The following is a 17,910-nucleotide window of genomic DNA, read 5'->3' as shown; positions in this document are numbered from 1 at the left end:
TACTTATAATAATATAACCAACTACAGTTTAGCAGCTAATACAGGCTATCAGAAAAGGAATAATTATCTAAAGATTACGCGTTCTGCATCCTGCTTTATAATTAGGAAAAAAGCGGACAAAAGATAGAAAACATTAAGCCATTACTTTTACCTTTCCAAATGCTGCCTTCGAAGTAGAAAAAGCCTCTCCATCGTTTAATAAACGATGGAGAGGCTTTTTTCAGCTGAATGGTCTTTTTAGATTTTATTTACTGGTGAATAGTGATAAATACCGTCTTTTATCGTTTTATCAATTTTCCCTTTGATTTCCAGGTAATCAAGTTGACCGATGATTTCTGACATGACTAATGAAAACTGCTGATCGTAAGTAGAACCGTAATAACTTAGAGCGATTTCTCTTCCTGTTGAAGCACCTTTTTCAATTAGGGAAATGATTTTATCTCCTTTTTGATCAATACGACTCAACCGTTTTTTAACTAAAGCTTGGGGATCATGAATGACAGACCCATGTCCGGAATGGATAAGTTGAACAGGTAAGGAGGCAATAGCTTTAAGTGACTCGACACTTTGATGAAGTGTTGGCAGCCGTTCACCATTTTCATTTGGCTCAACTAACGCATTACTGGAAATATGCTGAATGAGCACGTCACCTCCAAATAGAATCCCGTTGGTTTGTTCCCAAAGCCCTATTTGATCAGGGGCGTGTCCCGGGAAGTGCAGAGCGTTTAATCCATCAAGAGGAGCTTCCTCAACCGGTGAAAGATTTGCCTTTACAGCAAGGTGACGATTCTTTTCTAAAGAACGTTTTAAATAATCGACCTGTGCCTCCCCTCTATCCCAACAGTCAAACTTTCTGTATAAGGCCTCAAAGAACTGGATTCGGGTCCTTAAAAAGGTTTCCTCTCTTTGTAATCGAGGAAAGGCTTTTTTGTGAGCGTAGACAGGGATCTCATGTTTTTCAACTATTTGATTTACTAAACCACAATGATCGATGTGGTGATGACTGAGAACAATACCTGTGATGTCCTCAAGCTCGAAATGGCTTTCTTTTAAAGTTTGCTTTAGAGCTTGCCAGTATGCATCCCCTGTCCAGCCGGCATCAAATAATAGTAACTGATTTTTAATAGAAAGAAGGTAAAAGTTCACCGTTCTTAAACTATCCTGGGTAGGGACTGAGATTGGATAGAATTCGAAAGGAGTCGTTTGAGATTCAATCATGGATGACCACGCACCTTTTTAAATAGATTTAAATTCGCTCATTGCGCAAGAAGGTAAGAACATATAAGTATAATGCTATGATACAGGGAAGGTGCTCCGTTCAGTCCTCCCCTTTATCCCCACGTGTTTACTTGTATCACTTAAATTTCACCAGTACAATTTTATTAGGTGTTTTTTCTTAAATCTTTCACTTCCGCTTTAAGTTCTTCCGTGTCATAACGCTTTCCAATACTTCTTTTCATTATAACTCCTAGTACAATGAGGAGGATAATTAGCCCAGCAAGTATAATTAAGTTTACCGGCTTAAGCGTCAGTAGGCTTGAACCGAACACCCCAAACATAATAGAGCCTGGCAGTGTCCCTACTAATGTTCCTAGAAGATACTTCCACGAATTCACCTGTGTTTTGGAACAAATATAGGTGAGTAAGTCAAAGTTAATAGCTGGAAGTAATCGAAGCATTAATACCGACTTAAACCCGTGTTCCTCCACATCCTTTTTCAACTTTTTCAAATTCTCTTTATCGTTATCTTCAATATGAATTTCTTTGGCGTACCTCCTAAGAACGAGAAAGGCGGATGCTGCCCCTAATACAGTTCCAATGATTATATAAACAGATCCAAGAAATGGACCAAATAACAAACCGCAGGCTACAGCAATGATCGATAATGGAATGAGTGTAAAGGGGCGTACAGTAAATATAATCAAGAATACAACGGGAGCCCACACCCCTAACCCGTCTGTCCATTTTTTTATATCTTTTGGTTGTATATGAAAGAATAATTGATTTAAGAGCACTAATAATCCTGCTATTCCTAAGAGAACAGCACTCTTAATGATAAAACTCTTTACTTTACTATTATTCACCTTTAGCCTCCCTAACTTTAAAATGAATGGATTTTGTCTTCCTCTTGATCCCAAACATTCTGATAGAAACCAATGATCTACCTATTGCTTTAAAATGTCTACTGACCAGGATCCTAAGTGTGTCAGTCAACATGTGACTGAAGAAAAGCATAGGCCTGATCAAAAACTTGTTCTCTTTCCGGTTCATTAAACACCTCATGGTAAAGTCCCTTAAACTCTTTATATGTTTTTTCATTGATAGATAGGTGACGGAACCATTTATAAACATCATGCTTTTTTACAATTTTGTCACTCCCCCCCTGTAAAACGAGCAGAGGTACATCCGGAACTTCTTTTACATGTCTAAACGCTTTCTGCATTGCTTTATCCATTTCTTTAAACCAGCGTACAGAAACTTTTGTTACAATGAAGGGGTCCTGTTCATCCCTTTTCAGAACCTTTTCATTTCTTGTTGCGAGCCCTTTCTTAAAAGGATTTTTGAGGGGGACACGGAAAGCTGGTTTCCACTTATTCATCAGCTTTATCAGCCTTCGTAAAACGTCCGGAGGGGTATGAATAAGACCAAGGCAAGGTGATGATAGAATGACACCTGAAATAGGCAATTCTCTTTCTGTTAGTGCCCGAACGGTGGCGAGTCCTCCCATACTATGTCCCATTACGAAAATAGGGAGGTTATATTTTTTTGATTCTTTAATCCAGCGAGAAACGGTTTCCACGTACTCATCAAAGGAATCAATATGCCCTGCTCTTCTTGTAGTCCCTCCCATGCCTGGAAGATCATCCATCACCACATGGAAACCGCGACTAAGGCATTTGTCTTTTAACCACATATATCGCCCGTGGTGATCACCGTAGCCGTGAACAATAACAATGACTCCTTTTTGGTAATTCTTTTCGCATTCCCATATTTTCATGGTAATCGCTCCTAACAAAATTCATTTACCTCATACTGTAAACCTCCTCCTATAAGATAGGAGAAAATAACCGCGCGAACGATTCCTTCGTTTTCGTAACGAGTCCCCGGTTTTTATAAAGGACTTGATTGACTTGCTCGCTATCCTTTATATCCAGTTCGTAATAACTAACCAGTTGTCTTACACTATCCATCTGAAATAAGAAGACATTTACCTCGAAATTTAGGTTTATACTTCTGAAATCGACGTTGGCTGTACCAATAGAAGCATATTGACCATCGACGATCATGATTTTTTGATGCATAAAACCTTTCTGATACATATAAACGTCAATCCCTTTATCAAGGAGCTCATCAAAGTAAGAACGGGTCCCATACTGAGTTAGAAAACCGTCACTAATTTCCGGTACCATTAGTTTGACATCGACCCCCTTCTTTGCAGCCATAGAAAGGGCTGTTCGAATGTCTTTATTAGGGACAAAGTATGGTGTTGCAATCCAAACGGAATGTTTGGCAGAGGAAATCATTGTAAAATAAAGATCCCCCATAATCCCTCTATTAGCGTCTGGCCCACTGGCGACAACTTGAACACCACCAGGATTGTTCTCGAGGTTTGGGGTACTTATATAGTTTTTCTGTGCTAACCGCTCATCCGTTAGGTATGACCAATCAACTAGAAAAATAGCATGGAGACTGCGAATGACTTCCCCTTCAACCATTAAATGTGTATCACGCCAAAACCCTATCTTTTCATCTAGACCAAGATACTCATCACCTATATTTAATCCACCAACAAATCCCGCTTCTCCATCAATGACAATAATCTTCCGATGATTTCGGAAGTTGATTTTTTGATTAAAAAATCCATATTTAACCGGCAAAAAACAGGCAACAGTTACACCGGCCTCTTCCATTCTGAGAAGAGCATCCTTTGATATTTTCAAGCTTCCCACATCATCATAAATCACTTTGACCTCAATTCCCGATCGTGCTTTTTCGACTAAAATATCGGTAATCTGCGTGCCAATTTTATCATCCCGAAATGTATAATATTCCATGTGAATAAATTCTTTAGCTTTCTTTAGGCTTTCCTTCATAGCTGAAAATGTTTCTTCTCCATCCTTTAAAACCCTTGTTCTGGAAGAAAAACTGAGAGGAAAATGAGACTCTCCCTTAATCAGATTAGAAATAAATTGTTCTTCCTTCCCGAGTTTCCCGAAATAGGTGGATGGACTTTGTTGAAGCAGGTCTTTCAAATATGTTTTATTATCTTCTCTTTTCTTTTGAAATAGATGGCCTTTAACCTGCAACTGTCCCGAGTAAACGAAAAATATATAACCGATGACGGGGAAAAAGACAATGGCATATATCCATAGAAGTGTTTTGTATGGAGAACGGTTTTCTAGCATTAGAACATACGAAACGGAAAGAATAATCAATAGATAAGCAACTAGCGCAAGAGATTTGATCCAAAAAGGCTGGTCGCTCAAAAATATGATATAGAATGTTAAAATCAATAAGCAGACGAAAACAACTTGTCTCATTTGTTTCATTTATATAAATACTCCTTAATGCTATTCTGACTTCGTTTTTGTACTCTGTTCGAATTTCCCTATTCTAGAAGCCTATCTTCTTCTTTACTCAAGCTATTTCTTCAGTTTCTCATACTCAGATTGTGAACGGAAAATTTCAGCCTCATTTCATTTGTCTTCGGAATGTAATCTCCTCACTCTTTTTATTATACATCCAAGCAATCGGACTAAATAAAGGATGATTCGCCTTGTGACAATGATTTGGTCTTTACCAATAAAGGATTTATGAAACGAGTTGTTCTGAATTAATTTAATTTCCCGTTCCAATTTTTAAATTTGTTACGTTTATTACAGAATTATGATGGGAAGCGTCCTAATGTAACATGATTTATAGAAAGGAGAGTTGTACAATGGAACTTAAAAATGTTTTTAAAACAGTAGGTGTAGGAGTACTGTCGATGGGTGTTTTAGCTGGGTGTGCTTCCGAAGAAACTAGTTCAGAAGAGGAGTATTTGACAGACTCAGACGTTGAACAATTTTATACAGAAGAAGAGCTCAATACTTGGGCTGAAGAAAATGGTCTGCTTGATGAGGGATCTAATGGAAATGCTGGTGCTGATGCTGAAGAGCCTGACTTAGATGAGGAACCATCAGAAGGTAATGGAAATGCTGGCGCTGATGCTGAAGAACCTGACTTAGATGAAGAACCATCAGAGAACAGCAGCTCTTAATCATTGAGCTGAAAGGAGTTCACCAAGGTGTCTCAAAAAACTTTGGGTAGAGATAAGCAGGAATTTTAGTTAAGAGGGTAGTAACAGCAATGCTGTTACTACCCTCTATTTCTCTATACCCTGTAAAAATACTAGTTTTGTTGAGCCTAGTTCCATCCCATCGGGTCCTTCACCTTTCCATAAACAAACTCATAGGAAAGATAGCAGCAAACATTAAAGCATTTACAGTTAAAATCATGATGAGATTAAATATACTACCAGCTGAGTAGATAAAAACATGAACCACCGTTTTAAAAATGTTTTCAGACATTTTCGTTTGCTGAAGGATAAAATTTACGCTCGATTTCACGATATCCATCGATATGATTGGTTATTTTAGCAAGCCTATAAAATTCTTCTAGCAAGAAAGTTTTATCCAACTCATAGATTAATTTCCTTTCAATGTGATCCAGGGTATTGCAAGCGAACCTCCAGATTACTTCATGTTTTGTTTGATCAATCGACTCGGCCACCATAGCTAATCCACTAACAATCTCAGTGATGATCAAGTGATTATCTTTAGCATAATGGCGTATAAATCCAAAACCACGATAAATGTAGTATTCAAATGTTTCTTCTTTCATAATGACACGCACCTGTTGGTTCTTATCCGCCAAATAGGGTGAAAATGTAATATAGCTATCTACGGAAAGCATAAGTTCCGCCATCTGGTGAATGGTGTTGGAAGCTGTCTTAGGGTCATCATTCCCTATAGCTTTAATAGCAATCTCAGCCAACTTGTGCATCCCCATTTGAATATCCTGGATCTCGGTTTCTTTGTGTCCAACCTCTATCATGTTCATATATTTACCTTTATCAACATTTGTAACATCAGGTCCCCAGAAGCTAAAGAACAGGTTCCCTTCCAAAATATAATCCCCTACTTGAGAATGAAGCTCTATGATAATCTGATCCTTCTTTGCTTCTGCAATCATCGCTCGATAGTCTACAAGCTGCAAATAACCAGATTTGTTAACTTTAACTAGGGTTGCCGTTTCTCGCTCTTTTTCCATTAGGTCACCAGGGTTTATAATGCGGTGAGGTTCTAAGTCCTCTCTTAACGTCTTGTAAATAATCTTTTCGGATACTTCTTTCATACTATAGGTAATATTGTGAACCTGCATCCAAGTTGTCGCATGATTTATAAAGTAAATAAATGTAACGGCCGCAATGAAAGCAAGAGCGATGGTTACAACCGGCACAGTAACGAATATTTCCTTCTCGGAACTTCCGATAAACAAAAACAATACGAGTACATAGATAAAGCTCCCGTTAAAAATTCCAAGCGCGTGTTGTGTTTGCTTGTCAGAAATAAAATTCAGCAGCATCCTCGGTGAAAATTGGCCGCTGAATGTAGTTAGTACAACGAGTAAAGAGTTTAATGTGAAGGCACTTAGTGTCAAAATACCTCCGATTAATGTACTTACTAGTGTTCTCGTAACTGAGGCACTAAAGTGAAAGATTTCATGGGTGTAGGGTGCTAAGTCTATAAATAGATCCATAAATAGCGTTGCAGCAACAAGAAAAAGTGCTAGTCCAATGTAAATAATAGGCATGTACCAAAGCGTCATCTGCATTTCACTTTTCCGTTGTCTTTTCGACATTTGTAAATATTTCCTCAATGATACAGGTAATAAATCTAGTAACATACTATTCCCCTTCCTGATCGTGTAATAAATCCGGTTTCCCCTCGAAGAGAAGAAAAAACCGTTTCTTTCTCTTGTTTATTAAAAGTCAAAAAGCTTGCTTCCCAACGAGCCTTTTCCAAGGTTTACCTTTCTTCTATAACAAAATTATATTTCCCTGGTAAAACATTCGCTTCCTTTAGATGATCAATAAAAGAGCTGGCTTCTTCATAGCTCTGAAAACACAATTCCTTTTCATTTTTAGAAATTTCGATTCTAAGTCCATTCTCATCTGTAGCAATAATTGTAATAGCCATAATATCTCCCTCATAATTTCCTGATTTAAAGCGCACAAGGCCTTATTTTCATAGTTTTCTAACAATTAAAAAAGCCGAAAAGATAAGATATCTTTTCGGCTTATGTCCAGCTCTATTAGTCTAGCTCATTTCTACCTAGTATTAATTTGGTTTTAGGATAAAAAGTATATAGCTTTTATCCTTGTGAAAGTCCCAATCTGCAAAAACATCAACAACTTGTTGATCTAGAATACTTTCACAGTAGGACTGCCTTAATAGCGTCTTTTCAAGCTTTCGTTTAGTCAGTTTTAACGTCTCTCCGAATCCAGAGTTAATTAACTCTTTCTCTATTCTGACAAGGATCCCGTCCCGAACAATTAAGAGCGTTCGTGAATTTAACATATAGGAATCGACCTTTTCAGGTGCTTTCTCTGCCTGCTCACTTACACGTGTGATCTCTTCATGTATTTTTTCTTTAGTCGGGTAATGAGGCAGATCTTCCTCTACATCATTCTCATTAGCAAGCACACCTAATAGCATACCCGAGTGGTCAGATAGTGACCAGTCATAGAAAATTTCGTCCACTTTTAGACCTGTCATAAGCTTAAGTGAAGCTTTTATTTCAGGCAGAAGTTCAGTCATCAATAAATCTCGTGTCTCTTCCACCTTCATGTCATGGTCCTGACCAACCAATACGCGTTCCATGGGAGCTAAAAACTCGCGAAGATATATCGTGATATATGGACCCTCAATGGAAACATACACAGATGTAGGTCCCTTCCCAAAGTTATCTCTTAATAACTTACCTATGTAACTCGCTACTTCTGATTGCAGTGATTTCTTTTCCATGATTCTCATCCCTTTATAAAGACCGAACTTTTTTATTCCTGTCTCAGTCCTTCATTCTAATCCCCATTTCTTTCAATTGCAACTAAAAGCACAACAAAGAGCTTCAAGTTGAAGCATTGGGGTTACTATGTCTGTCGTTTGCCTTTGAAAATATCTTTTTTCGATGTTCTCCACCGAAATCGGCTTACTGAAAAAAAAACCTTGAATATTCGTGCAGTTTTGATTAAGCAGGAATGAAAGTTGTTCTTCGGTTTCTACCCCTTCTGCAATGGTTTCGAGATTTAAGTGTTGCCCCATGGCAATAATCGCACTCGTAATTCGTTCTGTTTTCGGATCTAAGTTTATTTCCCTTATAAATGATCGATCAATCTTTAACTGCTGGATAGGAAAATCCTTTAAATAGCGCAGGGAGCTGTGCGCTGTACCGAAATCATCTATGGATAGATACACACCTAACCTTCGAAACTCATTCAGGATCAAAATGGAGCGCTCTATGTTTTCCATCGTCATACTTTCGGTGACCTCTAATTCAAGCAGTTCAGGCCGCAACTGATATTGTTCCAACAAAGAGGAGACCACCTGGACAATGTCTTCCGATTGAAATTGTCTTGCTGAGAGGTTCACGGATACACGAGTTGGGAACCCTTTGTCAGACCAGTCTTTTGCTTGGCGGCAAGCCATGTCGAGAATCTTTTTACCGAGTGGAATAATAAGGGCTGTTTCCTCTGCTAATGGAATGAAACTGTTAGGGGGCTTGATTTTTCCATTAGGCCTCAACCATCTTACTAAGGATTCAACCCCTATAAGTTGGTTAGAGGAAGCATCAATTTGGGGTTGATACTCCAGGAAAAATTCATTCTGTTCAATCCCCTCTCGCAGCTGTTGTTCCTCACATAGTCGGTTTTCTGACTTTTCGCCAATGGTAGAAGAATAGTAGTAGTATTTGCTTTTGCTTCGTTGCTTTGAAGCATACATAGCCATATCCGCATGTTTCATAATGACATCTGAAGAATCACCGTCTTCTGGTACCATGGCAATCCCAATACTCACCGTTGTATGAAGTTCATTATTATTAATCAAAAATGGCTTTTCTAGTGCCTTAATCACCCTCTTGGCAAGGGTCGTTGGTTCATTTAACGATTGAATATCAGACATGATAATGGTAAATTCATCCCCGCCTAGACGGGCTACAAGGTCGCCCTTTCTAATGCAGGACCGAAGCCTTTCTGAAACCCCTTTTAATAATAAATCACCTGCATTGTGCCCCAGTGCATCATTAATGATTTTAAACCGATTCAAATCAAGGAAAAATACAGCAAATCTCCTCTCCTCTCTCATATATTTATCTAAGTATTCTATAAAACGCCTACGGTTTGATAACCCTGTTAAGTGGTCAAAATAGGCCATTTCTCTTAATTTAGTTGCTTGGATGGCTAACCTGCGATCCGTGACCGTCCCAAATATTAGAAATGACTGCATCAAGAGGGTGAAGATAGCGATCCCAATAGCTAGCAGTGTGGAGTTGATGGTTCCAGGGTGGGACGCTGCTGCGTGTGGCATAGAATAAAAAGTGGCTGCTGTCATCCCAATGTAATGCATACCAGATATAGCCGCGCCCATAAGGATAGCACTTGCCAATTTAAGGGTAAACAGTTGAACGGAACTTACGCGATTGGAAAGCTCATATGATAATTTGAGTGCGGTCATCGAAGCTAAGATCGCCACTAGAACTGACAACGTCAGATAGAAAGGATCATAATTTATGGTGACCATTTCCATCGCGACCATGCCGATGTAATGCATGGATACGATGGCGATCCCCATGAAAATGCCTCCCCCTATTAAACGACGAAGTGTTAAGGTTCGATGGCTGACAAGAAACAGAGAAATAAATGATCCCAGAAAAGCTGCCAGCATGGAAAGAAAAACTAGGAGAGGATCATAACTCATTGGCATAGGAAGTTGAAAAGCAATCATCCCCACGAAATGCATGGACCAGATGCCGATCCCCATTGTAATCGAACCACCTAACAACCAGGCTTTTTTTCGCCACCCAGTAGAATGGGAGACACGCCCTCCAAGGTCGAGGGCTGTATAGGAGGCAAATGCGGCTATGACAATGGATAGTCCAACAAACCAAAAGTTATAAGTCCCTATTAATTCTTCCAATACAATCCCCTCCATTCCCACCGGGCGCCTCTCCCATTCGAAACAAAACCCTTTTAATCTGCGTTATTTATTGCCTTATAATCGTTCCTTTGAGACTTGTAAAAAATATTCTAGGAACACGTAACGTTCATTTTTTGATAGGTGCTTATTTTTTCATCTAATAATTGGCTCAGACAAATCACTTGAGGATGAGCCATCGTTTTATGAACTGTATACAGGTCATATAATTCTTCCCTTAGGTGTTCGATTTCCTTTTGGAGTTCATTTTCCACAGGTCTCCCTCCCAATTTAACTTATTCATAGTTGTTAAAATTTGAAGACATCCTGAATGTCAATCCATACGTTCAATACGGGCAGCAAATCGAACATCCTTCGTTCAATAAAGCCTTTTGTCATTGAATATAACCGTCTTTTAGATTAGGTAAGAAAACAGCGATTCTTCAGTCTGATTTTACTATACTCCCAGCTAATTCATTGGAACTATTAAAACAATCTGATTTCATACTATTTCCTTACTAAGCTATCGAAAACCAGCAGAATATGGATCACTATTTTTCCTTTATTTATAAAAAAGTTTAATATTATTCTATATTCATGATCTTAATGATACCGATCTAACCGATTTAATCAATTCATTCAACTCGTCGGCTGGCTTTAGTTTAGACCAGGTTCATATTGCTTGCTTTATTAAAGCAGGAAAAACTATAAGGTTATATTTTTACTACCCCACCCACAAACTTCCCATACTCCTTCAAGAACTTCAGTTTGATGCTCCCAACTGGCCCATTCCGCTGCTTCCTTAACAAAACCTCAACCCGCCCCCGCTCCTCCGAATTCTTATTATAATAATCATCCCGATACAAAAAACCAATCACATCAGCATCCTGCTCAATATTCCCCGATTCTCTCAAATCAGACATGAGCGGACGCTTGTCCTGTCGCTGCTCAACACCTCTTGATAACTGGGATAATAGGATGATCGGCACGTCCAATTCCCGGGAAAGAAGCTTTAGCTCTCTCGTCATCGCCCCGACTTCTAAATCGCGACGTTCATAACGCCCCTTCGCTGTCATGAGCTGCAAGTAATCAATGATCACCATTTGGTTACGTCCCTGGTCTTCCTGCATCACTTGCCGTACTTTTGTTCGGATGTCATGAACTGTGTGCTCCTGTTCATAGATATTCAGTGACCAGTGGGCGATCTCTCCAATGGCTGTCATAGCCTTGTTATAATCGTCAACCGAGAAATTCATTGACCGCCACTTTTGCCCATCAATTTCCGCTTCCATCGATATCATCCGCCTCAAAAGCGACTTGGTGCCCATTTCTAAGCTAAACAATTGGACTGACCCTCCCTGCTTGCAATGATGTGATGCCATGTTCAGGGCAAAGGCTGTTTTTCCCATCGAAGGACGTGCGGCCACAATGATTAAATCTCCTCGCTGCATTCCGCCTGTCATTTGATCGAATTCTATGTAGCCCGTCGAAAAACCGGTTTGGCCGTTTTCGGGAGGATCAGCCATCTCATTGGCAATTTCGATCAAGTGATCGTACGTTGACGGCAGGCTCTGCTCCACTCTAACACCGCGCAAACCCTCCAATTGACCCACGAGCTCATCCAATGCTTCATCGCATGGCTTTTCAGCGTACTCCAGTGCCATTTCTCTCGTTTTGCGATTTCGATAGGCATCCAGTACCATCCGTTGATCTTGCTTAATCGTCATTGTTGTCGGAACGGAATCAGCCAGTGAAAGCAGGTAACTAACGCTCCCGATTCTCCCCACAAGATCGCCTAATTCTGTCGTTACGGATACGATCGTAATCGGTTGGTCACTCTCGTAAACTTTTTTGATCGCTTGGAAAAGGGTCTGATGGTCTGGACTTTCAAAATGCTCAGCCAGCAGAAACACGTCCTTCATCAGTGTACCCTCGAAAAGAATAGCTCCAAGCACGGCCTGCTCAGCCTCACGATTATGAATCACAGGACATCTCCTTCACTAGCTGATTAAGCCTCACACGAAAACGACGTTTCGTTTCCTCTGGCACACTTGCAGATTCCTCTTCCCACTTACATACTTTAGTCAAATACTCATTTTCTTCCGGGGATATACGGCGATTTCAGAAATCGTTGGTGGAAAAGGATGGCCTATCGCATAGTTGGCGAGTCTGCTCATCACAGCTGAATAATCCATTTTCAGAAGCTCGGGAACTAATACACGCGCCTTACGTTCCGTCATCTCAAACTTGGTCGGGTACAGTTCACTGATTGTTTTCAACACTTCTACGGCTTCACGTCTATCCATAGATCGTCCTCCTCAAGTAATTTGTCCAAAATAGCGTGCGTTTTCGAGTGTTGGGGTGAGTGCTTTTGTTTTTGTCCCGCTTCCCGCTTCATTGACTTTGCCGCTTGCAACGTCCGTACTCCCTTTTTTCTCCACTGCTTTAAAATCCCTTCGCTGTACTGGAAAAACAACTTATTCTGGCCGATAGCCATTTTCATCGCCTCGATAACAAGCTCATCCGACATCTCTTCACACCACTGGGTAATCTTCTCAGCAATAAATGGCGTCAGCATGCTCATATTTTGTTCATAAAAAGTATGTGGACTCCGTTCACCTGCCACTACTTCTTTTTGTTTCTTTTTGTTTTGTTTAAATAATGGGCTAGTAAGCTGGTCACCTAGGTGGTCAGGTAACTCGTCAGTAGAGTAGTTAGCAGGGTAGTTGGTTTCGTGGTCGATCATCGATTTTATTGAGATCATTTGATAACCGGGAGCGTGATTCCAGTTTCCTGATTTGTAACGTATAAATCCCTTCTGATCCAATTCTTTTCGTGCAAGTTTGAAGGAACTATCTCTCAGTCCAGATTTCGCCCGTAACACCGAGGCAGGTGCGGTAAATTCTTTTTTCCAACCCGTCTTATTGTTGATATACATAAGACTGCCCCACAAGGCAACAGCTGATGACGAGAGCTGTTTCAGATCAACTTGATCATAGAACGCAATAGTTTCCTTGAGATAATTCATTTAATTAACCCCCTTTCTTTGCAATGAGATCATCATGTACGTTGGCATCTCTTTTGGCTTCCCTGATTTGTGAATAATGTACCCTTTTCCTTTCAGTTCTTGACGTGCCCGTTTGAACGTAGTTTCCCCCAACCTGGACTTAACACATAATGCTGGGCCGCCCACCTTAAATTCTTTCTTCCAACCCGCTTTAGCATTGAAGTTCATCATCGCGTGCCACAACACCACCGCCGAAGCAGAAACTGGATTCACCTCAATCTGATCATAGAATGCATGAATTTCCTTGACATAGTCCATATAAAATTCCTCCTTAGAAATTTGATGTAGGCTTCTTTTCCAAATTGTCTTGAAAAATAACCCCCTTCATGTTCTATAATCGTTCGGTAATTGATCCAGGTGTCAAACAATCTCGTTTTTTTTTATCCACATAAAAAATACCCACTCTCCCCATATGAAGCGGGTAGCAGGCATTAACAGAATCGATCACATTGATTACGACACCAAGTTGGATACACGAATAAAATACTGAACCCTGCTACGCTAAGATAGTTGGGTCCAGGTACCGATTAAACTAGACAATCAAATGCCAATGGAAAGTACAGCTTTTAAAGTTAATCGAAGAACACTCTGTTCAAACGCCGTAATTCAAAAGATGACTATTCTAAAAATATATCCACGATTTATTAAGGTGTTTTCGTATTTGGGGAGTTTTTGCGTATTTACAAATTAAGGTGAGCGTGAAGTAAGGAAGTTCATTAAGCAAGGCGAATAAGGCAACGAAAGAATAGAATAATAGATTCACATACGTTTCGGTCAGGACTCTCATCCTATAGCTTATGTACTACCATTCGCGTGAAAGACGATTTGACTTGTTCATATCAAATCGTCTTTATTGATGAGTAGCAACACATGCATTTAGTCTGTGAATGCTGTGCTGTGCTCCCATAAGGTGAAACTTTTACACACGGGGAGGAACGTAAATACGCTATTGACGTCCCCCTAATTTTGAACTAACTCTGGTCTGGTCTCCCTGAAGGATAATAATACGGTGGTATTTTAAGCCACCCCTTCTTCTTCATCTGTTCCTTAAAAGTTGCATTCAGCTTTAAAACCTCCGCTTGAACTTCAAGAAACATAATTCCCACATCACTCCGAATACATTGAGCGATAGATGTGCCACAAAAAGAAATAACAGCAGCAAGCTTAATAGAAATGGTGTTCGCCAACTCACTATCAGTCATTTTCACCCCAGGAGGAATATCATTAGGGTTGGATTTCGGCTTTTCTTCACTTACCGCCGGCAACGGCACACCCTCTTTTTTCAGGAAATCCTTAATCATTTTCGAATCTTTTTTGGAGGCATCCAATGCCCCTTGAACAGCTTGCTTTAAATCTGGATCCTGAGTGGTATTTAGTCCCGCTTCATATAAATAATGGGCTTCTTGAAATGAAGCTAGAGCTGTCCATAACGCCATGACTTCCCCGACATGCAAGGGCGGTTTTGGTTCGTCGTCAACCAAACTTCTTACCACGCTCGTAATTGCTTCGATTGCTCTGGTCATCTTTTCGCCTCTTTCCATGGTATTGTTCTTATATCATCTGTAAAATACCTCCAATTTATTCAAGAATATGTCCTATGGAATTAGAACCTAGAGTCAGATTAGTTCAGACAGGGAAGAGAATAAACAAGCTAGGATTAAGAAGTACACTGATTTTAAGAAGAGAAGATTCGCAAAGCCTGTCCTGGTGTTGGTTAATTGATGATCAACCGAGTACTTACAGTGTTAAGAGAAAAAGGTTTTATTGAGTAAACTGGGTTAGGTAGAGGTACAAAGTGGAGAAAGAATCACTAGTCAAATCCCACCTCTTTTTAAAGGAGGTGGGACTCATTTATAAAACTTTATTCGAACCTATTAACATATTCCTTCTCCTTTAGTAAGGAGTTAATCTGTTAGCACAGGGAGTAAACAAAAAATACAAATGTGATTTGCAATAGTAGGGAAATTCGCACTTCGATCAGTACCCCTAAGAACGTAATATAATTTTAAGAGTTTCCCGATAAATCTTAGAAGCGTCTTGATTAGGATGTTGCCCAGCGGCCTACAGTGTTAATAGCTGTAGAATAAGGAAATTGTTCTTTAAATATTTGAAAATAAAGGCATTCCTGTTTGCTACGCATACGAATGGGTGCCTCTGCATCAAGTTTTTTCCATGCTTTATCTGAAATGGTTTCCTCAGCATAGGCATCAAGAATGTCTAATGCACCGCTTCCTGCGGAAAATTCTTCTTTCTTCCGCCAGAGAATATGTTCAGGAAGCACGTTGTTAAAAGAATTGCGAAGAATGTTTTTTTCCATCGTTTTCTTATTATGAAGTTTAAGATCTGCAGGTATCTTGAGTGCGAAATCAATTAATTCAAGATCGAGAAACGGCACCCGTAACTCAAGGGAATGGGCCATACTCATCCGGTCAGCCCGTTGTAAGTTAATGTTATGTAAGGTGTTAATAACGCGAATGATTTCGCTGTTCAGCTGCTTGGTATCCGAGAAATCCTTCATGTAATCATACCCAGCGAATAGCTCATCAGCTCCTTCCCCAGATAAAATTACCTTCACATGCTGAGCAGCAAGACGAGAGACGAAGTAATTTGGCAGCGCACTTCGCACCAGCGATGGCTCAAACGATTCAAGGTTATAAATAACTTCAGGAAGTACTTCAATGAGTTCCGCTTTACTATAAATATATTCATAGTGCTCGCTTCCAATGGCTTGAGCTACTTCTCTCGCACGGACGATATCTTCGCTTCCTTCTGCTCCCACACAAAATGACTTTACAGGGGCATTGCCTTTTTCTAATTTTGCCGCCAATGCAGCAATCAAGCTAGAATCAAGACCACCACTTAACAGCACACCTACCTCTACGTCAGCTAGCAAGCGTTTATCCACAGACCTCTTGAGATCACGTTCAATCCCAGCCATGATCGCCTTTTCGTTTGTGGAATTAAACACCTCACTTTCATGGGGAGTTTTAATTTTACGGTAACAAACAAATCCGTCTTCTGGTGTATAATAATAGCCTGGTGGAAATTCGTGTACTTTCTCTGTAACTAAGTACAAGGTCTTAAGTTCAGAAGAGAAAGCAAGGTTTCCTTCTTCGTCTTTCCCATAATAAAGTGGCTTAATTCCAAGTGTATCGCGAGCAGCCATGAAGGTGTTATTCTTTTGATCGGCAATGAAAAAAGCAAACATTCCATCTAAATCCCGAACACCTTCAGGCCCTTTCTGTTCATACATCTTCAAAGCAACTTCGCTGTCAGATGCAGTCAAGAAGCTGGTTGTTCTAGAAAGCTCTTCCTTTAAAGAGAGATAATTATAAATTTCCCCGTTACAGACAATCCACTTGTCATCATCTTTGCTTCCAATCGGTTGAATACCGTCTTCGAGACCGATGATAGAGAGTCGACGTTGGCCTAGGTGGAAATTCTTGAGTGAGATCGCCTTGCCTTCATCTGGACCTCGATGGTGCATGCTCTCCAATATTTGATTCATAGTTTTTTCTGTTGTTTTTCCTGTCATGGCATAAATGCCGCACATTATTGTTCACCTCAAAGATTGATTTATTGTTTTCCTATTGTTTTGTTTCCCTTGAATCTTTTCATGTACCATAATGCGCTCGGGTCAAACCTGAACACTAAGTAAAAATAATGCCAGTTATCATAGATAACCGGCACTACCTCTTTTTATTCTTCTAGGAATCCGTTATTTATAAGGTATTCCTCTGCAACATCTGTTACGCTGCGTTCTTCCACATCCACCTGGTAGTTCAGTTCAATCATCGTTTGACTATCCAGTGCCTCCGATAAAGGTTTGAAAATCTCTTCAATTTCAGGATACTTTTCATAAACTTCTGTCGTCATAGACATAGCTGCATTGTAGGATGGGAAGAATTCTTTATCATCTTTCAAACTAACCAAATTAAATTCGCGAATTCGGCTGTCTGTCGAAAAGCCAACAGCAACATCTACTTCTTCGTTGTTCAAAGCTTCATAATTCAAACCATAGGTCATCGAAACAACTTGATCTTTGCCAAATTCGAAGCCATACGTTTCAAGGACACCAGGAAGACCATCTGCGCGGTTAGCAAACTCCGCATCTGTCGCCATTTTTAATTCACCTGGATGACTATTTACATATTCGGCTAGATCGCTGATCGTTTCAATTCCAAGCTTATCCGCCTGTTCTTGACGCATCACGAGAGTGTACGTGTTGTTAATATCAGAAATGTTCGTCCAAGTGATGCCGTTTTCTTTATCAATCTCCTTTATTGTTTCAAAAGCCTCTTGTTTGTTTGCAATCGGTTCTTCACCATTATAGGTCACGAGTCCTGTTCCTGTATAATCCCAAGTAATATCTACTTGTCCATTTTCAAGGGCCTTACGTAAAGCTGAGGAGCCAAGGTTATCCTTCATATCTACAGTATAGCCGTTTTCTTCAAGAACAAGTTCGGTCATTTTTGCCAGCAAAAATTGTTCTGTAAAGTTCTTTGCACCGACTGTCACTTCTTTACTGTCATCCCCACCTGAGCATGCGCTGAGAAGAAGAGTAGATATCATAATAGTGGCAATTAAACTGATAATTTTTTTCATTAA

At 39.9% G+C, this 17,910-nt stretch carries 17 protein-coding genes; 1 reads left to right on the top strand and 16 read right to left on the bottom strand.

The annotated features are described in order from the left end of the window. Positions 1–237: 237 nt before the first annotated feature. From MUO15_RS17650 to cls, 4 genes are all read right to left on the bottom strand, one after another. Positions 238–1,218, bottom strand: a complete 981-nt coding sequence (locus MUO15_RS17650) for an MBL fold metallo-hydrolase (RefSeq protein WP_245031349.1) — start codon at positions 1,216–1,218, stop codon at positions 238–240. A gap of 164 nt (positions 1,219–1,382) precedes the next feature. Next, the gene (locus tag MUO15_RS17645) at positions 1,383–2,084 is read right to left on the bottom strand and encodes a TVP38/TMEM64 family protein (RefSeq protein ID WP_245031348.1); all 702 of its coding nucleotides are present in this window, start codon (positions 2,082–2,084) and stop codon (positions 1,383–1,385) included. A gap of 122 nt (positions 2,085–2,206) precedes the next feature. Continuing rightward, a complete protein-coding gene (locus MUO15_RS17640) occupies positions 2,207–2,998 on the bottom strand; it encodes an alpha/beta hydrolase (RefSeq protein ID WP_245031347.1) in 792 nt (263 codons plus the stop codon). A 49-nt stretch (positions 2,999–3,047) separates the two neighbouring features. Continuing rightward, positions 3,048–4,550 carry a cardiolipin synthase gene (cls, locus tag MUO15_RS17635; protein ID WP_245031346.1) on the bottom strand — a complete coding sequence of 501 codons (1,503 nt, stop codon included), beginning with the start codon at positions 4,548–4,550 and terminating at the stop codon, positions 3,048–3,050. 389 nt (positions 4,551–4,939) lie between these two features. Between cls and MUO15_RS17630 the strand changes: the two genes are divergently transcribed. Continuing rightward, positions 4,940–5,260, top strand: a complete 321-nt coding sequence (locus tag MUO15_RS17630) for a hypothetical protein (protein WP_245031345.1) — start codon at positions 4,940–4,942, stop codon at positions 5,258–5,260. A gap of 302 nt (positions 5,261–5,562) precedes the next feature. Here the strand turns inward: MUO15_RS17630 and MUO15_RS17625 are convergent, their stop codons facing one another. From MUO15_RS17625 to MUO15_RS17570, 12 genes are all read right to left on the bottom strand, one after another. Beyond that, complete coding sequence (locus tag MUO15_RS17625; RefSeq protein ID WP_245031344.1) at positions 5,563–6,948, bottom strand: DUF2254 domain-containing protein; 1,386 nt, start codon at positions 6,946–6,948, stop codon at positions 5,563–5,565. A 122-nt stretch (positions 6,949–7,070) separates the two neighbouring features. Further along, positions 7,071–7,241: a hypothetical protein gene (locus tag MUO15_RS17620; protein WP_245031343.1), complete on the bottom strand. Its 171-nt coding sequence runs from the start codon at positions 7,239–7,241 to the stop codon at positions 7,071–7,073. 141 nt (positions 7,242–7,382) lie between these two features. Further along, a complete protein-coding gene (locus MUO15_RS17615) occupies positions 7,383–8,069 on the bottom strand; it encodes a Na-translocating system protein MpsC family protein (RefSeq protein WP_245031342.1) in 687 nt (228 codons plus the stop codon). Positions 8,070–8,141: 72 nt separating this feature from the next. Next, the gene (locus MUO15_RS17610; protein ID WP_245031341.1) at positions 8,142–10,238 is read right to left on the bottom strand and encodes a putative bifunctional diguanylate cyclase/phosphodiesterase; all 2,097 of its coding nucleotides are present in this window, start codon (positions 10,236–10,238) and stop codon (positions 8,142–8,144) included. Positions 10,239–10,348: 110 nt separating this feature from the next. Then, positions 10,349–10,510 (bottom strand): aspartyl-phosphate phosphatase Spo0E family protein, encoded by a 162-nt coding sequence (locus MUO15_RS17605; protein ID WP_245031340.1) that lies wholly within the window; start codon positions 10,508–10,510, stop codon positions 10,349–10,351. 438 nt (positions 10,511–10,948) lie between these two features. After that, positions 10,949–12,220 (bottom strand): replicative DNA helicase, encoded by a 1,272-nt coding sequence (gene dnaB, locus MUO15_RS17600; protein ID WP_245031339.1) that lies wholly within the window; start codon positions 12,218–12,220, stop codon positions 10,949–10,951. A 99-nt stretch (positions 12,221–12,319) separates the two neighbouring features. Beyond that, positions 12,320–12,541, bottom strand: a complete 222-nt coding sequence (locus MUO15_RS17595) for a replicative helicase loader/inhibitor (RefSeq protein ID WP_245031338.1) — start codon at positions 12,539–12,541, stop codon at positions 12,320–12,322. Beyond that, a complete protein-coding gene (locus tag MUO15_RS17590) occupies positions 12,520–13,263 on the bottom strand; it encodes a DnaD domain-containing protein (RefSeq protein ID WP_245031337.1) in 744 nt (247 codons plus the stop codon). Before MUO15_RS17590 ends, MUO15_RS17595 begins: the two co-directional genes overlap by 22 nt. After that, entirely contained in the window at positions 13,264–13,560 is a 297-nt protein-coding gene (locus tag MUO15_RS17585) for a hypothetical protein (protein ID WP_245031336.1), read from the bottom strand. A gap of 713 nt (positions 13,561–14,273) precedes the next feature. Continuing rightward, positions 14,274–14,825, bottom strand: a complete 552-nt coding sequence (locus tag MUO15_RS17580; protein ID WP_245031335.1) for a DUF3231 family protein — start codon at positions 14,823–14,825, stop codon at positions 14,274–14,276. Between the two features lie 518 nt (positions 14,826–15,343). Then, the gene (asnB, locus tag MUO15_RS17575) at positions 15,344–16,855 is read right to left on the bottom strand and encodes an asparagine synthase B (protein WP_245031334.1); all 1,512 of its coding nucleotides are present in this window, start codon (positions 16,853–16,855) and stop codon (positions 15,344–15,346) included. Between the two features lie 146 nt (positions 16,856–17,001). After that, the gene (locus MUO15_RS17570) at positions 17,002–17,907 is read right to left on the bottom strand and encodes an ABC transporter substrate-binding protein (protein WP_245031333.1); all 906 of its coding nucleotides are present in this window, start codon (positions 17,905–17,907) and stop codon (positions 17,002–17,004) included. Positions 17,908–17,910 lie beyond the last annotated feature (3 nt).

The organism is Halobacillus amylolyticus (genome assembly GCF_022921115.1).
Classification (GTDB): Bacteria; Bacillota; Bacilli; order Bacillales; family Halobacillaceae; genus Halobacillus_A; species Halobacillus_A amylolyticus.
This window is presented reverse-complemented; position numbering and strand designations above follow the sequence as displayed.